Consider the following 16,082-nt stretch of genomic DNA (forward strand, 5'->3'; position numbering starts at 1 on the left):
AAAGGGCGGCTCGAGCTCGGTTTGAGGCCGCCCTTTGGTGAGGGATGGATGGCGATTACGGCTGAACCGTAATCTCGCTCCGTTCGCCGGCCTTGACCGTCACCGGCATTTCCTTGTCATGGCCTTGATCGGGCATGTGGCGGAGGACGACATAGTCGCCGGCCGGGATAGTCTGCTGCCAGGTGTCGCCATAGTTCAGGCCGAGCGCCTTGCGGTTGCCCTGGATATCCTTCTTCGACGACAGCACCTCGATCGAATAGGCGCCCGGCGCCGACATCACCAGCACGCCGGCATCGAGCGTCACCTTGACGTCCTTGACGTCGCCAACCTTGACGCTGAAAGGCTGCTCGACGGTTGCGAGCTCAAGCGAGGTGACCGCGACATAATCGTCCGGCGGCAGCCAGAATTTGCTGTCGGGCCCATAGGAGTGGGCGACATCGTCACGCGAGCCGTCGATCTTTTTCTTGGCCTTGACGATCTGGACGCTGATGCCCGAGGAGTCGGCCTTGTCGCCACCTGCAGTGTAGTAGGCGTTGACGGCGGCATGGCCGACGCCGACGACTATGTCTTTTTCCACAGTCTGCCCGGCGGCGAGCTGGATGTTCTCGGTCACCGAGCCGCTGCCGATCGCAACCGTCACCTTCTGCTCACCAGCCGGCACGATGATCCTGGTGTCGCCATAGTGGGTGGTGCTGCCGCCCGGGAAGGCGAAGTCGACATCGGCTTCGTCACTGATCTCGGCGCCCTGGCTTGGCTTCGGATGGATGAGCATGGTGCCGGCGTTCAAGGTGAAGAGCGGCTTGTAGACCTGGCCCGCCTCGATCTTGACCTTCTGTTCCGCCCGAGCTTCGTCGGCGCGCGCGACGACGACATAGTCGCCCGGCTCGAGATTGGCCTCGTAGTTGTTGTACTGGGTGGTGACGGCCTCGCCGTGCGTGCCATCGGCCTTGGCCTTGTAGACCTCCCAGGCATTGCCGTCGGTGATCGGATCGCCGCCTTCGGCCATGACCACGCTCGGGATGAAATTGAATTCGGGCTTTGCCGGTTCAGGGGCTGGAGCTGGGGCTGGCGCCGGTGCGGGTTCAGGTGCCGGAGCCGGCGCGGCGACGGTTTCGACCAGTGCTTCCTGCAGCGCCTTCTCGTCCGAGGCCTGGATATATTTGCCGCCGGTGTTGTCGGCAAGGCAGGCGATCTGCTTGCCCTCGTCAGCGGTCAGGCCGAAGCCGACGACGTCGACTGTGAAATCGACGCCTGAGGCCTCCAGTTCCTTGCCCAGCGCGCACGGGTCACCTTCGCAGGTTTCAAGCCCATCGGTGATGAGGACCACGGTCGCCTTGTCCTCGGTGTATTTCAGAGCTTCGGCCGCCTGCTTGACGGCTGCGGTCAGCGGCGTCTTGCCGAGGAATTTCAGGCTGTCGGCAGCGGCCGAAATGGCGCTAGCCGAGCCGGCTTGCGGCGGCACGATCAGTTCGATGTCGTCGCAGCTGCCCTTTTCGCGGTGGCCATAGGCCATGAAGCCGATCTCGTCGTCGCCCGGGACCGACTGCAGCACGGTCCTCAGCGATTCGCGCGCGATCTCGAGCTTCGGCTTGCCGTCGATCTGGGCCCACATCGAGCCCGAAGCGTCAAGAATGATGATGACCTTGTTGGCGGCAAAGCCGAGCGAAGTCATCGACAAAAGGAGCAGCGCCGCAGCGACGCTCCGCAAAAGTCCCGCCATGGAAATCTCCTTGAGACCGCCCTCTGATCCGCGCCGGAAGCTATTTGACGGCGCGTCCGGGCACAAGCCCCGGAGCGGGTTACGAACGGTTGCCGTGTAACAGGATCGGCGCCGGCCGAGGCCTGTTCCGAGGCCGGCTCAGCACCGCGTCAGTACGTGGTGCGCCGCTCTTCGGAAGGCGGACGGCCGAACTGCAGCCGATAGCTCTGCGCGAAATAGGAGTGCGAGGTAAAGCCGGTGGCAATGGCCACGTCGAGGATCGGCATGTTGGTCTGGCGCAGCAGTTCGCGCGCCCGCTCAAGCCTGAGCCGCATGTAGTAACGACCGGGCGTGACGCTCAAATGGCGCAGGAACAAGCGCTCGACCTGGCGCACCGACAGGCCCGCCGATTTGGCAAGCTGCACGGCTGATAGCGGCTCGTCGAGATGGTCGGCCATCAGTTCGACGATGCGCCTTAGCTTCTCCGACTTGCCGGTCAGGTCGCGCTCCGGCCCGACGCGCTGGCGGTCGCCGGCGGAGCGGATGCGCTCATGCTGGAACTGGTTGGCAACGCCGTTGGCGAGGTTCGAGCCGAAGTCGCCACGCACGATCTCCAGCATCAGGTCGATCGAGGTGGTGCCGCCGGCGCATGTGTAGCGCTTGCGGTCGATCTCGAAGACGTTGCCGGTGCAATTGATGTCGGGAAAGCGCTCGACGAAGCCGGCGCGGTTTTCCCAATGGATGGTGCAGCGATAACCTTCGAGCTGACCGGCTTCGGCCAGGAGGTAAGAGCCCACCGACAGCGCGCCGAGCGCATTGCCGCGCCGGCCCCAGCTGCGCAGCGCCGCCAGCACCTTGCTCTTGCCGGGGAACTCGACCGACAGGCCCACCGACACGAACAGGATATCGACCGGCGGCAAATCGGCGACGGCATAGTCGATCTTGAGCGGCAGGCCGTTGGAGGCCATGACGGGATCGCCGTCGGCCGAGACCGTCGTCCAGCCATAGAAATCGCGGCCGAGCAGGCGGTTGGCCGAGCGGAAGGTATCGATCGCCGCTGCCAACGAAAACATCGAAAACTTGTCGACCAGCAGGAACGCGAATTGCCGGCCCCCTTGAACGGGATCATCCACGACCGGCCGTTCAGAGGGAATAGTAAGGTTCGGCAAAGAAGCTGCTTTCTGGGTCAGAAGGAAGGCCGCTTCAAGCCGGCCGCAAGGTAGGCTGAGGCTAACGTATTGGCCATCAGCATGGCAATGGTCATCGGTCCGACACCGCCGGGCACGGGGGTGATGGCGCCGGCGGCCTTGGCCGCTTCGGCATAGGCTACATCGCCGACGAGGCGGGTTTTGCCTTCGCCTTTCTCGGGTGCGGCAATGCGGTTAATCCCGACATCGATCACGGTGGCGCCGGGTTTGACCCAGTCGCCCTTGATCATTTCGGGCCGGCCGACGGCGGCAACCAGAATGTCGGCTGTGCGGGCCAGCGCCGGCAGATCCTTGGTGCGGCTGTGGGCAATGGTGACGGTGCAGTTGGCGGCAAGCAACAGATTTGCCATCGGCTTGCCGACGATGTTGGAGCGGCCGACGACGACCGCGTTGAGGCCGGAAAGATCCTTGCCGCGCACGCGTTCGATCAAAAGCATGGAGCCAGCCGGCGTGCAGGGCACGAAGGCTGTTTCGAGTTCGCCGGTGCCGAGCTTGCCGACATTGATGAAATGAAAGCCGTCGACATCCTTTTGTGGCGCGATGGCCTGGATGATCTTGCCGGCATCGATATGGGCGGGAAGCGGCAGCTGCACCAGAATGCCGTTGATGGCCGGATCGGCGTTGAGTTCGCCGATGATCTTCAGCAGTGCCGCTTCGGACGTGTCGGCCGGCAGTGTGTGCTGCAGCGAATGAAAGCCGCATTCCTTGGCGGTGCGCGACTTCGACGCGACATAGACCTGGCTTGCCGGATCCTCGCCGACGATGACCACCGCCAAGCCGGGCTGGGCCTTTCCCTTGGCGACCAGGTCCTCGGTCAAGGCCTTGACCTTCTGAACCACGTCTGCGGCGACGATCTTTCCGTCAATCACTTCGGCCATGAACCATCCTCGACATCATTCCAGCCAAGGCGCGGCGCGCGCCTTGAACGTTGCTTCGTGCATGTCGTTGTTCCAAACGTTCCGCCCATTCGGGTAAAGCCCGACGGCAGCGTTTTTTGGGCGCCATGCTGCGCGGCATTGTCACGAAATTTGGCCTAAGCAATCCCGTCAAAGCGCCGTCACATGCCGTAAACTCGAAACCGGCAGCTTTTATTCTGTGCTGACGGGCTCAGAGCGACTCATCCTTTCACGGAAAGGCTGAACCGCTCTATTTCTTGTTTTGACGCAATTCCCAAGGGAAAGCGCGCTACGCGCTTTTCCCGGGAAAACCGTTTCACACTTTTCCTGGAATTGCTCAGAAATAGCGGCGGTGCGAACGGCTTTCGGTGAGTTCGCGCACCGCTTCGCGAAATTCGCGCAGGCTGGCGCGGATATCGTCGATTTGCGCCTGCTGGTCTTCCGGCGCCGCCCCAGCGGGCTGCGGAGAAGACCACGGCCCGGACGCCGCGGGCATCGGCTGAGCCTGCGAATAGGCATAGTCAGCCGGCTGACGAGGCTGCGCGTAGCCAGGCTGCTGCGCAGGGGAATTGGCGTGCGGAACCTCGTTCCGGAAGTCCGGCTGGCGATAGCCCACAGGCTCCTGCACCGGCCTTGTATATTCGGCGGCTGGTTGGGCGCGGTAGGTCTCGACGGGTTCGCCTGACGTCCCGCTACCCGGCGCGGCTTTGCGCATCGCCGAGAACAGTCCGTCGAACAGACCTGGGCTCCGGGCGGGAGCGGCCGCGGTCGGCAACACCGGAGGTGCTGCCGGTGGCGGCGCCACAGGCAGCGGCGCGCGATAGACCTTGTCCTCGACCGGAGGGGGGCGCTCGTCCATTCTGCCGCGCGAACGCGAATTGGCAGCGCCGCGCAGGCTGGCTAAGGCGCCGCGCATGGCGCCGACACCGATGCCCGAAGCAAGCCCGAGCAGCAGGCCGGCCATCGCTATTACAGCCCGCGACGGTCCGTTGGGTTCGAGCGGCGGTTGCGCGGGGGTCATCAGATTGATGTTGGTGGTGTTGATGTTTTGCTGTTCGCCGGTCTCCTTGGCGCGCAGAAGGTACTGTTCGTAGACGGAGCGTTTGGCCGTGGCGTCACGCTCCAGTTCGCGCAGGCTGACCAGATCGCTGTTGACGTCGCCGCTCTGGACCTTTGCCTGAGCCAGGCGGGAAGCGAGATCCTGCTCAAGCTGAACCGAGCGCTTCAAATCGACCTGCAGCGACGAGGCGATGCGGCGCAGTTCGCCTGCGATGCGCTCGCGCGAGCCGTCGAGCTGGGCGTTGAGCGCCTGGTATTCGGGATGACGCGGTCCCAGACGCACGGCGGCGCGGTCGGCCTCCTGCTTCAAAACTGCATATTGCGCGCGCAGTTCGCTCATCGTGTTGGAATTGATTTCTTCCGGCAAGGTGCCGTTGATGACCGAATTGACGTCCAGCGAACGCGCCGACGCGGCCCGGGCATTGAGTTCCAGCGTACGGGCCCGGGTGACTGAGAGCTGCTCGTTGAGCTTCAGCATCTGGTCGTCGCTGATCAGATGGCCCTGCGCGTCGACGAGATCATGCGTGGCCCTGAAATCCTCGACCTTGCGCTCCGCTGTCTCGACATTCTTGCGCAGGTCATCGAGCTTGGCCGTCAGCTGGTCCGTCGCGCGCCCGGCCATCCCGAACTGGTATTGGGCCGCCTCCTGCTGGAAAACGTCCCTGGTCGTATTGGCTATCTTCGCCGATTTGTCGGCGCTTTGAGTGGTGGCGCTGATGGAAACGACAAAGCTCTTGCCGCTGCGCTCAACCGACAGGCTCTTGGCCAGATTGCCGACCGCCAGCGCCTGGCGGCGCACTTCACCGCCGCCGCCAGGGCCATCCTGGCGCGACAGTATCGAGCGAATGAGCGACAGGACGCCAAGGCCGCCAGAGCCCTGTCCGTTGAATTCCGGATCGTCGACGAGATTGAGATCGGCCACGACCTTGTCGAGGACCTTGCCGGATGTCACCATCTTGATGCGGGTTTCGACAACAGCCAGCGCCGCATCGGGCTGCCCGACCGGTTGGGTGAGATCGTTGTCGGAAAGCTTCAGGTCGCCTGGCTCGATGACCATCTGTGTGGTGGCTTCGTATTTCTTCGGTGTCGAAACGGCGACGGCGACGCCGAGCACCGTGCCCAATATCGTAGTCGAGACGATCAGCAACTTGGAACGACTAATGCCGCGGACGACCTGGAGCGGATCGATCAGCGGCTTCCATTCCTGCCCGTCATCGTCGTCGCGGTCCGGTCGCTGCTCGTGGAAAGAGCGGAGCTCATAGGCGGCGTGCTGCTGACGCCGGCCGGAAACAGGCTCCTCACGCGCGCTGGCGGCCGAAACGGGTTCGCCGTCGGCCTGGAACTGCGGCGGCTCGGGCGGTGACGTTGGCGCCGGATTCGACCGCGCCTCGCGTTGCGAGCGGGCTATGCGGTGACGCGTGGCGGCGTCCTCGCGCCATGACGGATCCACCCGGTCACCGATCGAGACCGCCGACGCATCCGCCGCCTCATCGCCGCGCACGGCTTTGCCGAGCGCCAGGAGGGAGCGCTCGCGCCTCCAGTCTTCACGGTTTTCCCTGTCGACCATTGTCTCGAAACTTTACCTTCGACGGCGCAGGAGCGGCGGTCGGCCAATCGTTAAGTCACGCTAAACAGGCATGGGAAACAAAAGGTTAATTTCCGAAGTCTGCAAGTGAAAGTTTCTCGCTTCGCCACGCATTGCCGGGATCTGTAAAATGGCGTCAGAACCGCACGTTAAGCTTTGCGGCTTACGGCTTTCCTCGATATGACGCAGGCCAGCGACATACCGCAAAGGCGGACACTCGCCCGCATCGGCACCTTCCTCGCCGAAAGACGGGGACTGGTTCGCGACTATCTTTCAGCCATCAGCGGCGCCGGCGGGCGGCTGGTGTTCTCGCTTGCCTATTTCATCGCACTTGCCAACACGCTGTCGATTGCCGAGTTCGGCATGTTCGCCACCGCCTCGGCGGCCGGCGTCATGCTGTCGCGCATCCTCGCTTTCGGCTTCATCTCGGCGCTTTACCGCACAGCCACCATCCGCCCCAATCTGATCGGCACCTTCACCGCCGGCTTCCTTTTGCTTGGCGCCGTGTCCTTACCACTGCTGGCGGCGGCCTCCTGGGGCGTCTACCTGATCTTCTTCGCCAGCACCGTTCCGCTGGCCGTCTTTGCCGCAATCGTCTTTGCAGAGGCGCTTTTGTGGCGGCCGGTCGAGGTGGTGCTGATCGTCAACAACGGGCTCGGCAAATTCGGCCGCGCCGCCGTGCTGTCGATCGTGGCCACGGCGTTCCGCGCGCTGGGCGCCGTGCTGTTCATGCTATCGGGCCAGCACAGCGTCTGGATCTGGTCGTTGTTCTACATCGGCGCCAACGCCGCCTCGCTGCTGCTGGCCTTCGGCTTCTATTATCCACGCCAGCGGCTGAGGCTGCGCACCGAGCTCTATCTCAGGCGGCTTGCCGATTCGATCTATGTTGCAGGAGCCGAAGTGCTGTTCTACCTGCAGTCGGAATTCGACAAGCTGCTCGTGCTGGCGATCGGCGGGCCGCATCTGGCCGGCATCTATGCCATCATCATGCGGCTGGTCGACCTGACGGCAATCCCGATCCGCACCTTCTCGATGATGCTGGTGCAGAGGATGATGCGGGCGCCGGAGCTGTTGTCGCGACTGCGGGTCAAGAGCGGTATCGAAGCCGGCGTGTTCCTGGTGTCGACATTGGCACTGGCCGCACTCGGCATCGTGCTGCATTTCTTCCCCAATGCACTTGGCCGGAATGTCGCCGAGGCGGCGCCCTTGGTGGCGTTGGCAATCGGCGTGCCGGGACTGCGCAACCTGGTCGAATACCAGGCCGAGCTGCTGTTCGCGCGCGGCCAGACCGCGCTCAGGGCGCTCAACCTCGGCCTGCTGGCGGGGCTGAAGGCGGTGCTGTTGACCTATGTGCTGACCACGATTGCCGACACGCCCAGGCTTGTCGTATCGCTCAATGTCGTCTTCCTGCTGCTCTATCTCGCCTCGGCGCTGCTGACCTATTCGGCGCTGCGCAAGCCCGCCAAGGCAATCTAAGCCAATCCGATCAGGCGGCGGATGCGGCCGATATCGGTGCCGATGAAGGATTGCATGCCGATCGCCACCTGCCCCGGTGCCATAGCGGCGACGAAGCTGCGGAATTCGTCATCCGACAGCGCCTCCCCGGTCCAGTGCACGCGGCAGAATTCCTCCGAGCCGTGGAAATGGCCGGCGCCCCCCAGCACATCGTCGACATAGCGGCCATAGATCATGCATTCGGAGAACCGGCGCACTGAAGCGATGACCTCGACCCAGCCGCGCGCGTGCACCTTCTCGATCTCGGCGCACATCGCCGTCACGGTCTGACGGCGCCAGGCGATCAGCGTCGAAATATAGTCGTGGTTCGAAACCTCGGATGCATCGATACCAATCGCCGAGGCCGCATTGCGCGACCAGATGCGATGCTCGTCGTGACCGTCGCTCGACAGCACGCCGTCGCGCCGGAACAGCCGCACCTTGCCGTCGCGCCAGAAGGCGCTCAGATCGAATGGCTTGAGGAAGGCGACGTCGGAATCGCAGAAGACCAGCACGTCTTCTCCAGCATGCGCAGCGATGGCGATGCGGCGCAGCTGCTGCACATGCCAGCCGCGCAGCGGCTGGGTCTTGAGACTGAGCCAGATGCGACGGCGAAAGAGGCTCATCGGATCGTCGAACACACGCAGCCAGCGCGGCAGCAGGTCGCGCTCGTCGACAACGCTGCGGCGGTCGTTTTCCAACTGGCGAAACAGCGCCACGTCGCGGTGCTCGACCAGAATGTAATGATGCGCCAAGCCGGAGACATGGCGGTCGAGGGTCTCGCACAACAGGCGGCAGCGTTCGAAATCCGGCGCATAGCTGGCGGTCACCACCGCCGCCGTCGGCGTTTGCGGCAGGGCACCGGTCTCGGCTGCAGGGCTCGGCACGACGCGGCTGTTCACCGCAACTCTCCGGCGGGCTCGGGCCGACGCGAGAATTTCTGCCTGACGACACGCAGCAGGAACACCGGATTGCCGACGACGTAGCGGCGCCACAGCCGGCCGGGCTCGATGCACAGACGGAACAACCATTCGAGCCTCAGCTGGCGCATCCACAGAGGCGCCCGCGGCACCGTGCCGGAGAGAAAATCGAGCAGCGCGCCGACGGCGATCGGCAGCGTGCAGTGGCGGGCATCGATATGACGGGCGATCCACAATTCCTGGCGCGGCACGCCCATGGCCACAAGCAGCACGTCGGGCCGCAATGCCTCGATGCGATCGACGATCGCCTGCTCTTCGGCGGGGGAGAAATAGCCGTCATGGATGACGACGAATTCGTGCTGCACCGCCAGAGCGGCTAGCCTGACCGACGCCGCCTCGGCGTTGGCGCGGGTGGCGCCAAGCAACCCGACGGTCAGCGGCCTCGCCGATGCCTGCAGAAAGGCCGGAATGAGATCAGTGCCGTTGAGATTGTCCGGGAACGGCGCGCCGTAGAGCAGCTTTGCCGCCAGATCGACGCCAACGCCGTCAGGCAGGATGAGGAAATCGTCGAGCGCCTCGGCAAAGACCGGATCGGTAGAGGCGATGTTGGCGTTGTGAGCGTTGAGAAAACTGACCTTGGTGAAGCGCCGCTCGGCAATCAGACGAGCGAGCAGCGCGATCGCGTCATCCCAGCCGATGGCAAGGACCGAAATGCCAAGGATCGTCTTCAGCGTATCGAGCCCGAAGGCGGCGCGGGCGGTGTGCATGTTCATGCAAACACCTCCTCCCCCACCGACCCGAGCTTTTCCAGGCCGAGCCTGATGGCGGCATCCAGTGCCTTGATCTGCCGGCGGTGAAAGGCGCTGCCATCGACATCCTTGACATCGGCCGCCGCTGCCTCCAGCGCGCCGGCGAAGGCGGCCGGATCGTCGGTGACGAAGCAATTTGCCGGGCGATGATCGATGCCGCGCAGCGAACGGCTGGTGGCGACCGACGGCAGGCCGAGCTCGAAGGTTTCGATGGTCTTGAGCTGAACGCCGCTGCCCGCGGTGCTGATCAGTGGAATGACGGCGGCGCCGCGCACGAAATTCTGGGCGTCGGACACGCGGCCGACAAATTCGACACCGGGATGGGCAGAGGTGATATCCGACGGCATGTTGCCGGCGACCCTGATGCGAAAGCTCCGGCGAAGATGCGGCACGACTTTTTCCAGGAACCAGTCGAGGCCGATGCGGTTCGGCTGCCAGGTCCAAGTGCCGATCAGCGCCGCGTCGCAATCGATGCGGCGCGGCTTGACCGGCTTTGGCGCCGTGGCAGTGGTCACCAGCGGCAGCACCGCCGAGCGGTCGTCGCTGGCAACGCCGAGTGCGGCGCGGTCTTCCTCGGCCAGCGTGAAGACGAAGCGAGCCCGGCGGCAGAGCCGCTCCTCCATGGTCTTGAGCAGCCTGGCCTCGCGGGCAAACAGCAGGCGCTGGAAGCGACTGTTTGCTGCTGCCGCATTCTCTTTGGCCGAACCATGTTCGACATTGTGGGCGACGAAAATCGAGGGACGGTCGGCGAACAGTTTTTCAAAGGCGCCGGCGAACTGCACCGAATTCAGGACATAGCCGTCGAAGGGACCGGCGCGCTCGATCGCGGCACGGACTTCGCTGTCGGAAACCGCGCGCAGCTTCACGGAAGCGAAGGTGAGCCCTGACAGCACCGCCTTGCCAAGCCAGGCGAGCTTCTGCCGCGCCGAGGCGCTTTCCGTGCGCACGTCGACGGCGCCGAGCACGATGGTGTTTTCGGGGTCGCTGGGCGCCTTGCCCGGCCAGATGAAGCCGATGACGGTGACGCGCACGCCGGCGCGCCGCAAGGCGGCGATGATCGCAGCATTGGCGATCTCATAGCCCGAAGCGAGAGCGCCGTCGGGCACGATCGATGTGGCGAACAGCAGATGCATCTCACCTATCCAGGCGTCAGCCACTAGCAAAGCTGGGTGAACCCTTGATTAAATCACGCAACGCAACGGCTGAAAGGCGCGGACCGGCAGGCGCCGCTGCGAAAGGTGATTAACGAAACGTTATCGTCGCGGTGTTATCGAAAGCCAGATTCAAAACATGCGGCTGGAGCGGATGATCCCTTTGCCATCGGACGGTTCGGTATCGATTGCGGGACGCTCTCCGGGGCTCGCCGCAGAGACGATGGAAGCCGTCGTCACGCTGCCGACCTTCAAGCGGCCGCAACTGCTGCTCGAAACGCTGGCGTCGCTCAAGGCACAGCAAACCAGCCGGCGCTTCGCCGTCATCGTCATCGAAAACGAGGCCGAGGCGCGTGAGGGCGCCCAGGCGGCCGTGCCGCTGTTCGAACGCGACGATATGAAGGGCATGGTCATCATCGCGCATGAGCGGGGCAATTGCAGTGCCTACAATGCTGGCTGGCAGACGGCGATCCTGCATTTTCCGGATTTCCGCCATTTGCTGGTCATCGACGATGACGAGATCGCCGACGCGGACTGGCTGGAGCGCATGTGCAGGACGGCGGAGACGCTTGGCGCCGACATTGTCGGTGGCCCGCAAGTGCCGGTGTTTACCGATCCTGCTCACGCCAAATGGGCCGAGCACCCGGTGTTTGCGCCGCCCTATCGCCAGACCGGGCGCGTGGCCGCACTCTATTCCTCGGGCAACCTTCTGGTCGGGCGCAATGTGCTCACCATCATGGGGCCACCCTTCCTCGACCTGCGGTTCAACTTCATGGGCGGCGGCGATTCCGACTTTCTCAGCCGGTCTGCGCGGAAAGGTTTCGTGCTTGGCTGGTGCGCCGAGGCAAAGGTGCGCGAAGGCGTTCCGGCCCGGCGCGTCGAGGCTGACTGGATCCGCGCCCGATCCTTACGCAACGGTGTAATCTCGACGCTGGTCGAAAAGAAGAAGCGCGCCGGCACGCCATTCGCCGGCGCCAAGGTGTTTGCAAAAAGCCTGGCGCTGCTGATAGCCTCGCCCGTGCGCGGCGCAATCAAATTGGCGCGGACAGGATCGCTGTCGACGGCGCTTTACCCCGTCTATGTCTCGCTCGGCCGCGTGCTTGCCGAATTCGGATACGCCAATGAGCAATACAGGCAGCCTGAGAAGAACTGACGAGCTGCTGCTGGGCGGCATCGTCACCCGCGACGGCGTGGCGACGGCGATTGCCGCGCTGTTGTTTGCCGTCGTCATCGTGTCGTTCCGGCCGTTTCAGCCGGCAGGCGCGGAACTGACCGGCGACGGCGGCGACATCGTCAACCAGCTCGGCTTCAGTTCGCTCGGCGCCATTTCGATCTTCTCACTGCTGACGTTCGCCGACCCCAAGGTGGTGCGCTCGCTGCTCAGCCCGTCCTGGATTCTGATGCTCGGCTTTTTCATGCTTTCGGTCATCAACGCGACCGACCCGTCCTCGGCCATGCGCGCGGCCTTCTTCACGCTGCTTGGCGTTCTGACGATAGCGACGGTCCTGGTGCTGCCGCGCGATGCCGACAGTTTTTCGAAAGTCATCATATTCTGCGCGATCGTCGTTATCGGCCTGTCCTATATCGGCCTCATCGTCTTTCCGCATGAGGCCCTGCATACGGCCGATTCGCAGGAGCCCGAACATGCCGGCCTGTGGCGTGGTGTGTTCGCCCACAAGAACATTGCCGGACCAATCATGGCCTGCTTCAGCTTCGCCGGCCTCTATCTCTTCCGGCGCGGCCAGAAATTCTGGGGCGTGGCGATCTTCGGCGCGGCGATGATCTTCATGCTGCACACCGGATCCAAGACGACGGCCGGCCTGGTGCCGTTCTCGATCCTGATCGTCGTGCTGCCGGGCCTGATCGGCATGCGGTTCGGCACGCCGATCCTGTTTGCACTGGCGATCATTGCGACGGCCATCGGTACCTTAGGCATCGTCTTCATCCCGCCGGTGAAAGAGCTGGCGGCCACCTATTTCCCCGACCTCACCTATACCGGGCGCACGACGCTGTGGGAGTTCTCCGGCGAGATGCTGGCGAAGAAGCCCTGGACCGGCTACGGCTATGAAAGCTTCTGGGGCACGCCGCTGCTGCTGAGCCAGGACCAGCCTTTCGACCGGGCCTGGGACATCCGGACCATCGTGCATGGCCATGACGGCTATCTCGACATTGCGGTGCTGATGGGCATCCCGGCGCTGTGCGTTGCCGTCTACACTTTCGTGATCGCGCCGCTGCGCGACTACATGCGCATCCCGCCGCGCAAGGAGAACATCTATCTCGGTGACTTCTTCATGATGGTGGTGCTGTTCACGGCGCTGAACGCGTTCCTGGAAAGCTTCTTCTTCCATCGCGGCGACCCGGTGTGGCTGTTCTTCGTGCTCGGCGTGCTTGGCTTGCGGCAAGTGTCGCTGCGGCCGATCGCGGTACGCCGGCGACCTTGACCGGCTGGCCTGATCCAGCACCCCTTGAGGGGCTTTCCCGTCTGCCCGCTAGCGTCTAAGGAGAACCCTTGTCTCGGAGGGCTCTCAATGACGATCAGGCTTGTTCTCGCCGGTTGCGGCAATATGGGTTACGCCATGCTTGCGGGCTGGCTGAAATCCGGCAAGCTTGCCCCGCAAGCCGTGTTCGTGGTCGAGCCCAATGCCGAATTGCGCAAGCGCGCCGAGCACCTCGGTTGCAGTGTCGCCGCGGACGCGAACGGGATCCCCGCCGACGCAGAGCCCGACCTCGTCGTCATCGCCGTCAAGCCGCAGGTGATCCGCGACGTCACCGCCGCCTACAAGCGCTTCGGCGACGGCAGGACCACCTTCGTCAGCATCGCCGCGGGCACGCCGGTCGCCACCTTCGAGCACATACTCGGCCATCTCGCGCCTGTCATCCGCTGCATGCCCAACACGCCGGCCGCGATCGGCAAGGGCATGATGGTGGTCTATTCCAACCCGCTGGTGACCGACGACATCAGGCGTTTCGTTGCCGAGCTGCTGTCGGCGAGCGGTGTGGTGACGACGATCGACGACGAAGGCCTGATGGACGCGGTGACGGCGGTTTCGGGGTCCGGTCCGGCCTACATCTTCCATTTCATCGAGGCGCTTACGGTTGCAGCCGAGAAGGCCGGGCTGCCGACCGAGACCGCCAGGCTGCTTGCCATGCAGACCGTCTATGGCGCTGCTGCACTCGCTGCCGAAAGCGGCGAGAAGCCCGGCGTCCTGCGCCAGCAGGTGACCAGCCCCAACGGAACCACGGCAGCCGCCCTTGCCGTACTGATGGGCGAAGACCGGCTGACGAAGCTGCTGACCGAAGCAGTCGAAGCGGCACGGCTGCGGTCGGTGGAATTGGGGAAGTAAACCGTTCGCGATACGTCAGGGCTGTAGGTGGCCCGTGTGCTCCTGCCTTAGCCCCGGGCCAACCGTATCAGCCCCACTTCATTTCACCCTTGGCGACCTTTGCTCCCAGTTCCAGCGACGAGACGTCAAGAAGATCAGGATAGCGCCGCTTCATCGCTGCAATCAGCTCGACGCTGGATTTCGCTTTTTCGGCTTCCTTATTGAAAGCTTCGAGGTAGGCGCGGGTGAATTCCACGGCCGCCAGACCGTCCGGTGCACCGGCTACCTGATGGGACGGCACCACGATGTTGGGTTTGCGGGACGCGATTTCGTTGAGCGCGGCAATCCATTTCTTGCGGTCGTCTACGGTTGGCTCGTCGGCAACCCAGACATGCACGCCCGACGAGATCAGCACGCCGCCGAACACCGCTTCAAGGCTGGGCACCCAGAGATAGCGGCGGTCTTTCAGATCGGCGACGGTGACGATCTCGATCTTGTTTCCTTCGACTTCAAGTGAGGTGATATCGGATGCCTCGGGAATGACGACATCCGCCAGGACCTTCGGTCCATTGTCCTTGAGCTGCGGGCCCCAGACATCCAGCTTGGCTTGCACATTGGCTTTGATGGCCGCCACCGTCGCAGCGGCCGCGATGATCTTGGCGCCGGGGAAAGCATCCGCGACGGGACGCAGGCCAAAATAATAGTCAGGGTCGCTGCAACTGACATAGATCGTCGTCAGGGTCTTGCCCGTCGCCTTGATCGCATCCGCGACCGCACGGCCATCGGACAGGGTAAATCCGCCGTCGAGGAGGATGGCTTCTTTTTCCCCGGTCAGCAGCACCGGCGTGCGGCGGAAACCATTCTCGTCAGCCTGAAAATAGGTCCATTCCAGCTTGGCGGCGGCCTTGGCTGCAAAAGCCAGACGCTGAAGCATGGCAACCATGCCCGTTGCCAGAAGGGTTTTCATCGTCTCGCGTCTTGTCCAAATGGTTTGCAAGAATTTCAGTCCTCAATGGGGGTTCAACTGATCGTTCGGAGATTGGCATCTCGGCATCGTTTGAAAAACCCGGATCAAGGAGACAGACTGTATGAATGGATCATACAATGGCAGCCGATGGTCTGCGTCGTCAGCACGAGCGCAATGACCAGGCGTGTTGCGCGAGTAGGTCAACAGCCCCATGGCGCGACCGCGGCAGCATTTGGCCTGCTGGGCGGGAGCGGCTGACGAAGCTGCTGGACCGAATCGTGAACTGGGGGAGTAGGATCAGGCCAGATCGGTGTGGGAAAAGTCTTTCCCTTTGTAGAGCAAGGGCATCCCACAGCTTTTTGCCGAGGCATATGACAGGCAGTCAGCGAGATTGAGCTGAGCCGGGTGGCCGCGACCTTTGCCATAGGTCGAAAAAGCCTGGATCGCGAGCTTGGCATCACCGATTTCGATCGGAACCACCTCGATCTCGGCCTCACGCAGGAAGTCCTCTATCGCCTTTTCGGCGAAGAGCGGCTCCACCACCAACTTCGATGAAAGCCGCATCGCCGCTTCGAGCACGACCAGCGGGGATGTGATCCGTACCGAGGCCTGCCCGATCCGGCGGCTCCAATCGGCGGCGTCTTCCTCTCCGGCGAGGACAGCGATCACCACCGAGGTGTCGATGAACATCAGGAATGTCCCCACATCTCGTCGATCTCATCCTTAGTCAAATCCCTGCCGCCGCTTCCCGCCTTGGCCTTCAGATCGTTCGATATGGCGGCCAGCCGCTCAGCCAACGGAACTCGTTCACGTTCGCGCTGAAGCTCGGATTCGAGCGCTTCGATCACCGCTTCGGTCAAGGAAATCTTTCGCTTTTCGGCAAGCTGCCGGGCGAGGTCACGGGCGCGCGGGTCTCTGATCTGGAGATTCATTCTGGAAGCCTCCGTTCGCTGTCACTACAATATAGTGAT

Annotated in this window: 14 protein-coding genes; 4 read left to right on the forward strand and 10 right to left on the reverse strand. The window is 63.4% G+C overall.

All coding sequences use genetic code 11. The features are described from left to right. Positions 1-55: 55 nt before the first annotated feature. From NKI64_RS10730 to NKI64_RS10745, 4 genes are all read right to left on the reverse strand, one after another. Entirely contained in the window at positions 56-1,720 is a 1,665-nt protein-coding gene (locus NKI64_RS10730) for a vWA domain-containing protein (RefSeq protein ID WP_023697312.1), read from the reverse strand. A gap of 149 nt (positions 1,721-1,869) precedes the next feature. Beyond that, positions 1,870-2,868 (reverse strand): GlxA family transcriptional regulator, encoded by a 999-nt coding sequence (locus tag NKI64_RS10735; protein WP_032888631.1) that lies wholly within the window; start codon positions 2,866-2,868, stop codon positions 1,870-1,872. Between the two features lie 17 nt (positions 2,869-2,885). Further along, the gene (gene folD / locus NKI64_RS10740; protein ID WP_023669302.1) at positions 2,886-3,785 is read right to left on the reverse strand and encodes a bifunctional methylenetetrahydrofolate dehydrogenase/methenyltetrahydrofolate cyclohydrolase FolD; all 900 of its coding nucleotides are present in this window, start codon (positions 3,783-3,785) and stop codon (positions 2,886-2,888) included. 355 nt (positions 3,786-4,140) lie between these two features. Then, on the reverse strand, positions 4,141-6,429 hold the full coding sequence (locus NKI64_RS10745; protein ID WP_352667866.1) for a GumC family protein: 2,289 nt from the start codon (positions 6,427-6,429) through the stop codon (positions 4,141-4,143). Between the two features lie 198 nt (positions 6,430-6,627). On the opposite strand from NKI64_RS10745, the gene NKI64_RS10750 reads away from it, so the two are divergent. Next, a complete protein-coding gene (locus NKI64_RS10750; protein ID WP_023669300.1) occupies positions 6,628-7,923 on the forward strand; it encodes a lipopolysaccharide biosynthesis protein in 1,296 nt (431 codons plus the stop codon). Here NKI64_RS10750 and NKI64_RS10755 read toward each other — a convergent pair. The 3 genes from NKI64_RS10755 to NKI64_RS10765 are packed head-to-tail and all read right to left on the reverse strand — an operon-like array spanning position 7,920 to position 10,803. Beyond that, on the reverse strand, positions 7,920-8,843 hold the full coding sequence (locus NKI64_RS10755; RefSeq protein ID WP_023669299.1) for a DUF6492 family protein: 924 nt from the start codon (positions 8,841-8,843) through the stop codon (positions 7,920-7,922). The genes NKI64_RS10750 and NKI64_RS10755 overlap by 4 nt on opposite strands. Beyond that, positions 8,840-9,634 (reverse strand): WecB/TagA/CpsF family glycosyltransferase, encoded by a 795-nt coding sequence (locus tag NKI64_RS10760; RefSeq protein WP_023669298.1) that lies wholly within the window; start codon positions 9,632-9,634, stop codon positions 8,840-8,842. Before NKI64_RS10760 ends, NKI64_RS10755 begins: the two co-directional genes overlap by 4 nt. Further along, positions 9,631-10,803 (reverse strand): glycosyltransferase, encoded by a 1,173-nt coding sequence (locus NKI64_RS10765; RefSeq protein ID WP_023669297.1) that lies wholly within the window; start codon positions 10,801-10,803, stop codon positions 9,631-9,633. Before NKI64_RS10765 ends, NKI64_RS10760 begins: the two co-directional genes overlap by 4 nt. 172 nt (positions 10,804-10,975) lie before the next feature. On the opposite strand from NKI64_RS10765, the gene NKI64_RS10770 reads away from it, so the two are divergent. The 3 genes from NKI64_RS10770 (at position 10,976) to proC (ending at position 14,165) form a co-directional block, all read left to right on the forward strand. After that, positions 10,976-11,974: a glycosyltransferase family 2 protein gene (locus NKI64_RS10770; RefSeq protein WP_023727775.1), complete on the forward strand. Its 999-nt coding sequence runs from the start codon at positions 10,976-10,978 to the stop codon at positions 11,972-11,974. Then, positions 11,943-13,262, forward strand: coding sequence for an O-antigen ligase family protein (locus NKI64_RS10775; protein ID WP_023689342.1), 1,320 nt, complete (start codon positions 11,943-11,945; stop codon positions 13,260-13,262). Before NKI64_RS10770 ends, NKI64_RS10775 begins: the two co-directional genes overlap by 32 nt. Positions 13,263-13,349: 87 nt before the next feature. After that, positions 13,350-14,165, forward strand: coding sequence for a pyrroline-5-carboxylate reductase (gene proC, locus NKI64_RS10780; RefSeq protein ID WP_023727777.1), 816 nt, complete (start codon positions 13,350-13,352; stop codon positions 14,163-14,165). Between the two features lie 67 nt (positions 14,166-14,232). Here the strand turns inward: proC and NKI64_RS10785 are convergent, their stop codons facing one another. The 3 genes from NKI64_RS10785 to NKI64_RS10795 all read right to left on the reverse strand — a co-directional run bounded on the left by NKI64_RS10785 (position 14,233) and on the right by NKI64_RS10795 (position 16,043). Then, positions 14,233-15,132: an MBL fold metallo-hydrolase gene (locus NKI64_RS10785; protein WP_352667976.1), complete on the reverse strand. Its 900-nt coding sequence runs from the start codon at positions 15,130-15,132 to the stop codon at positions 14,233-14,235. A gap of 276 nt (positions 15,133-15,408) precedes the next feature. Next, complete coding sequence (locus tag NKI64_RS10790) at positions 15,409-15,801, reverse strand: type II toxin-antitoxin system VapC family toxin (RefSeq protein ID WP_023689346.1); 393 nt, start codon at positions 15,799-15,801, stop codon at positions 15,409-15,411. Continuing rightward, positions 15,801-16,043 (reverse strand): type II toxin-antitoxin system VapB family antitoxin, encoded by a 243-nt coding sequence (locus NKI64_RS10795; protein WP_023689347.1) that lies wholly within the window; start codon positions 16,041-16,043, stop codon positions 15,801-15,803. Before NKI64_RS10795 ends, NKI64_RS10790 begins: the two co-directional genes overlap by 1 nt. Between the last annotated feature and the right edge of the window lie 39 nt (positions 16,044-16,082).

This window comes from Mesorhizobium sp. M0478 (genome assembly GCF_040321305.1).
GTDB lineage: Bacteria > Pseudomonadota > Alphaproteobacteria > Rhizobiales > Rhizobiaceae > Mesorhizobium.

Coding starts and splice junctions, on each gene's coding strand:
- NKI64_RS10745 (WP_352667866.1), bottom strand. CDS start 6,429: ATGGTCGACAGGGAAAACCGTGAAGACTGGAGGCGCGAGCGCTCCCTC.
- NKI64_RS10765 (WP_023669297.1), bottom strand. CDS start 10,803: ATGCATCTGCTGTTCGCCACATCGATCGTGCCCGACGGCGCTCTCGCT.
- NKI64_RS10770 (WP_023727775.1), top strand. CDS start 10,976: ATGATCCCTTTGCCATCGGACGGTTCGGTATCGATTGCGGGACGCTCT.
- NKI64_RS10795 (WP_023689347.1), bottom strand. CDS start 16,043: ATGAATCTCCAGATCAGAGACCCGCGCGCCCGTGACCTCGCCCGGCAG.
- NKI64_RS10750 (WP_023669300.1), top strand. CDS start 6,628: ATGACGCAGGCCAGCGACATACCGCAAAGGCGGACACTCGCCCGCATC.
- folD (WP_023669302.1), bottom strand. CDS start 3,785: ATGGCCGAAGTGATTGACGGAAAGATCGTCGCCGCAGACGTGGTTCAG.
- NKI64_RS10775 (WP_023689342.1), top strand. CDS start 11,943: ATGAGCAATACAGGCAGCCTGAGAAGAACTGACGAGCTGCTGCTGGGC.
- NKI64_RS10730 (WP_023697312.1), bottom strand. CDS start 1,720: ATGGCGGGACTTTTGCGGAGCGTCGCTGCGGCGCTGCTCCTTTTGTCG.
- NKI64_RS10790 (WP_023689346.1), bottom strand. CDS start 15,801: ATGTTCATCGACACCTCGGTGGTGATCGCTGTCCTCGCCGGAGAGGAA.
- proC (WP_023727777.1), top strand. CDS start 13,350: ATGACGATCAGGCTTGTTCTCGCCGGTTGCGGCAATATGGGTTACGCC.
- NKI64_RS10760 (WP_023669298.1), bottom strand. CDS start 9,634: ATGAACATGCACACCGCCCGCGCCGCCTTCGGGCTCGATACGCTGAAG.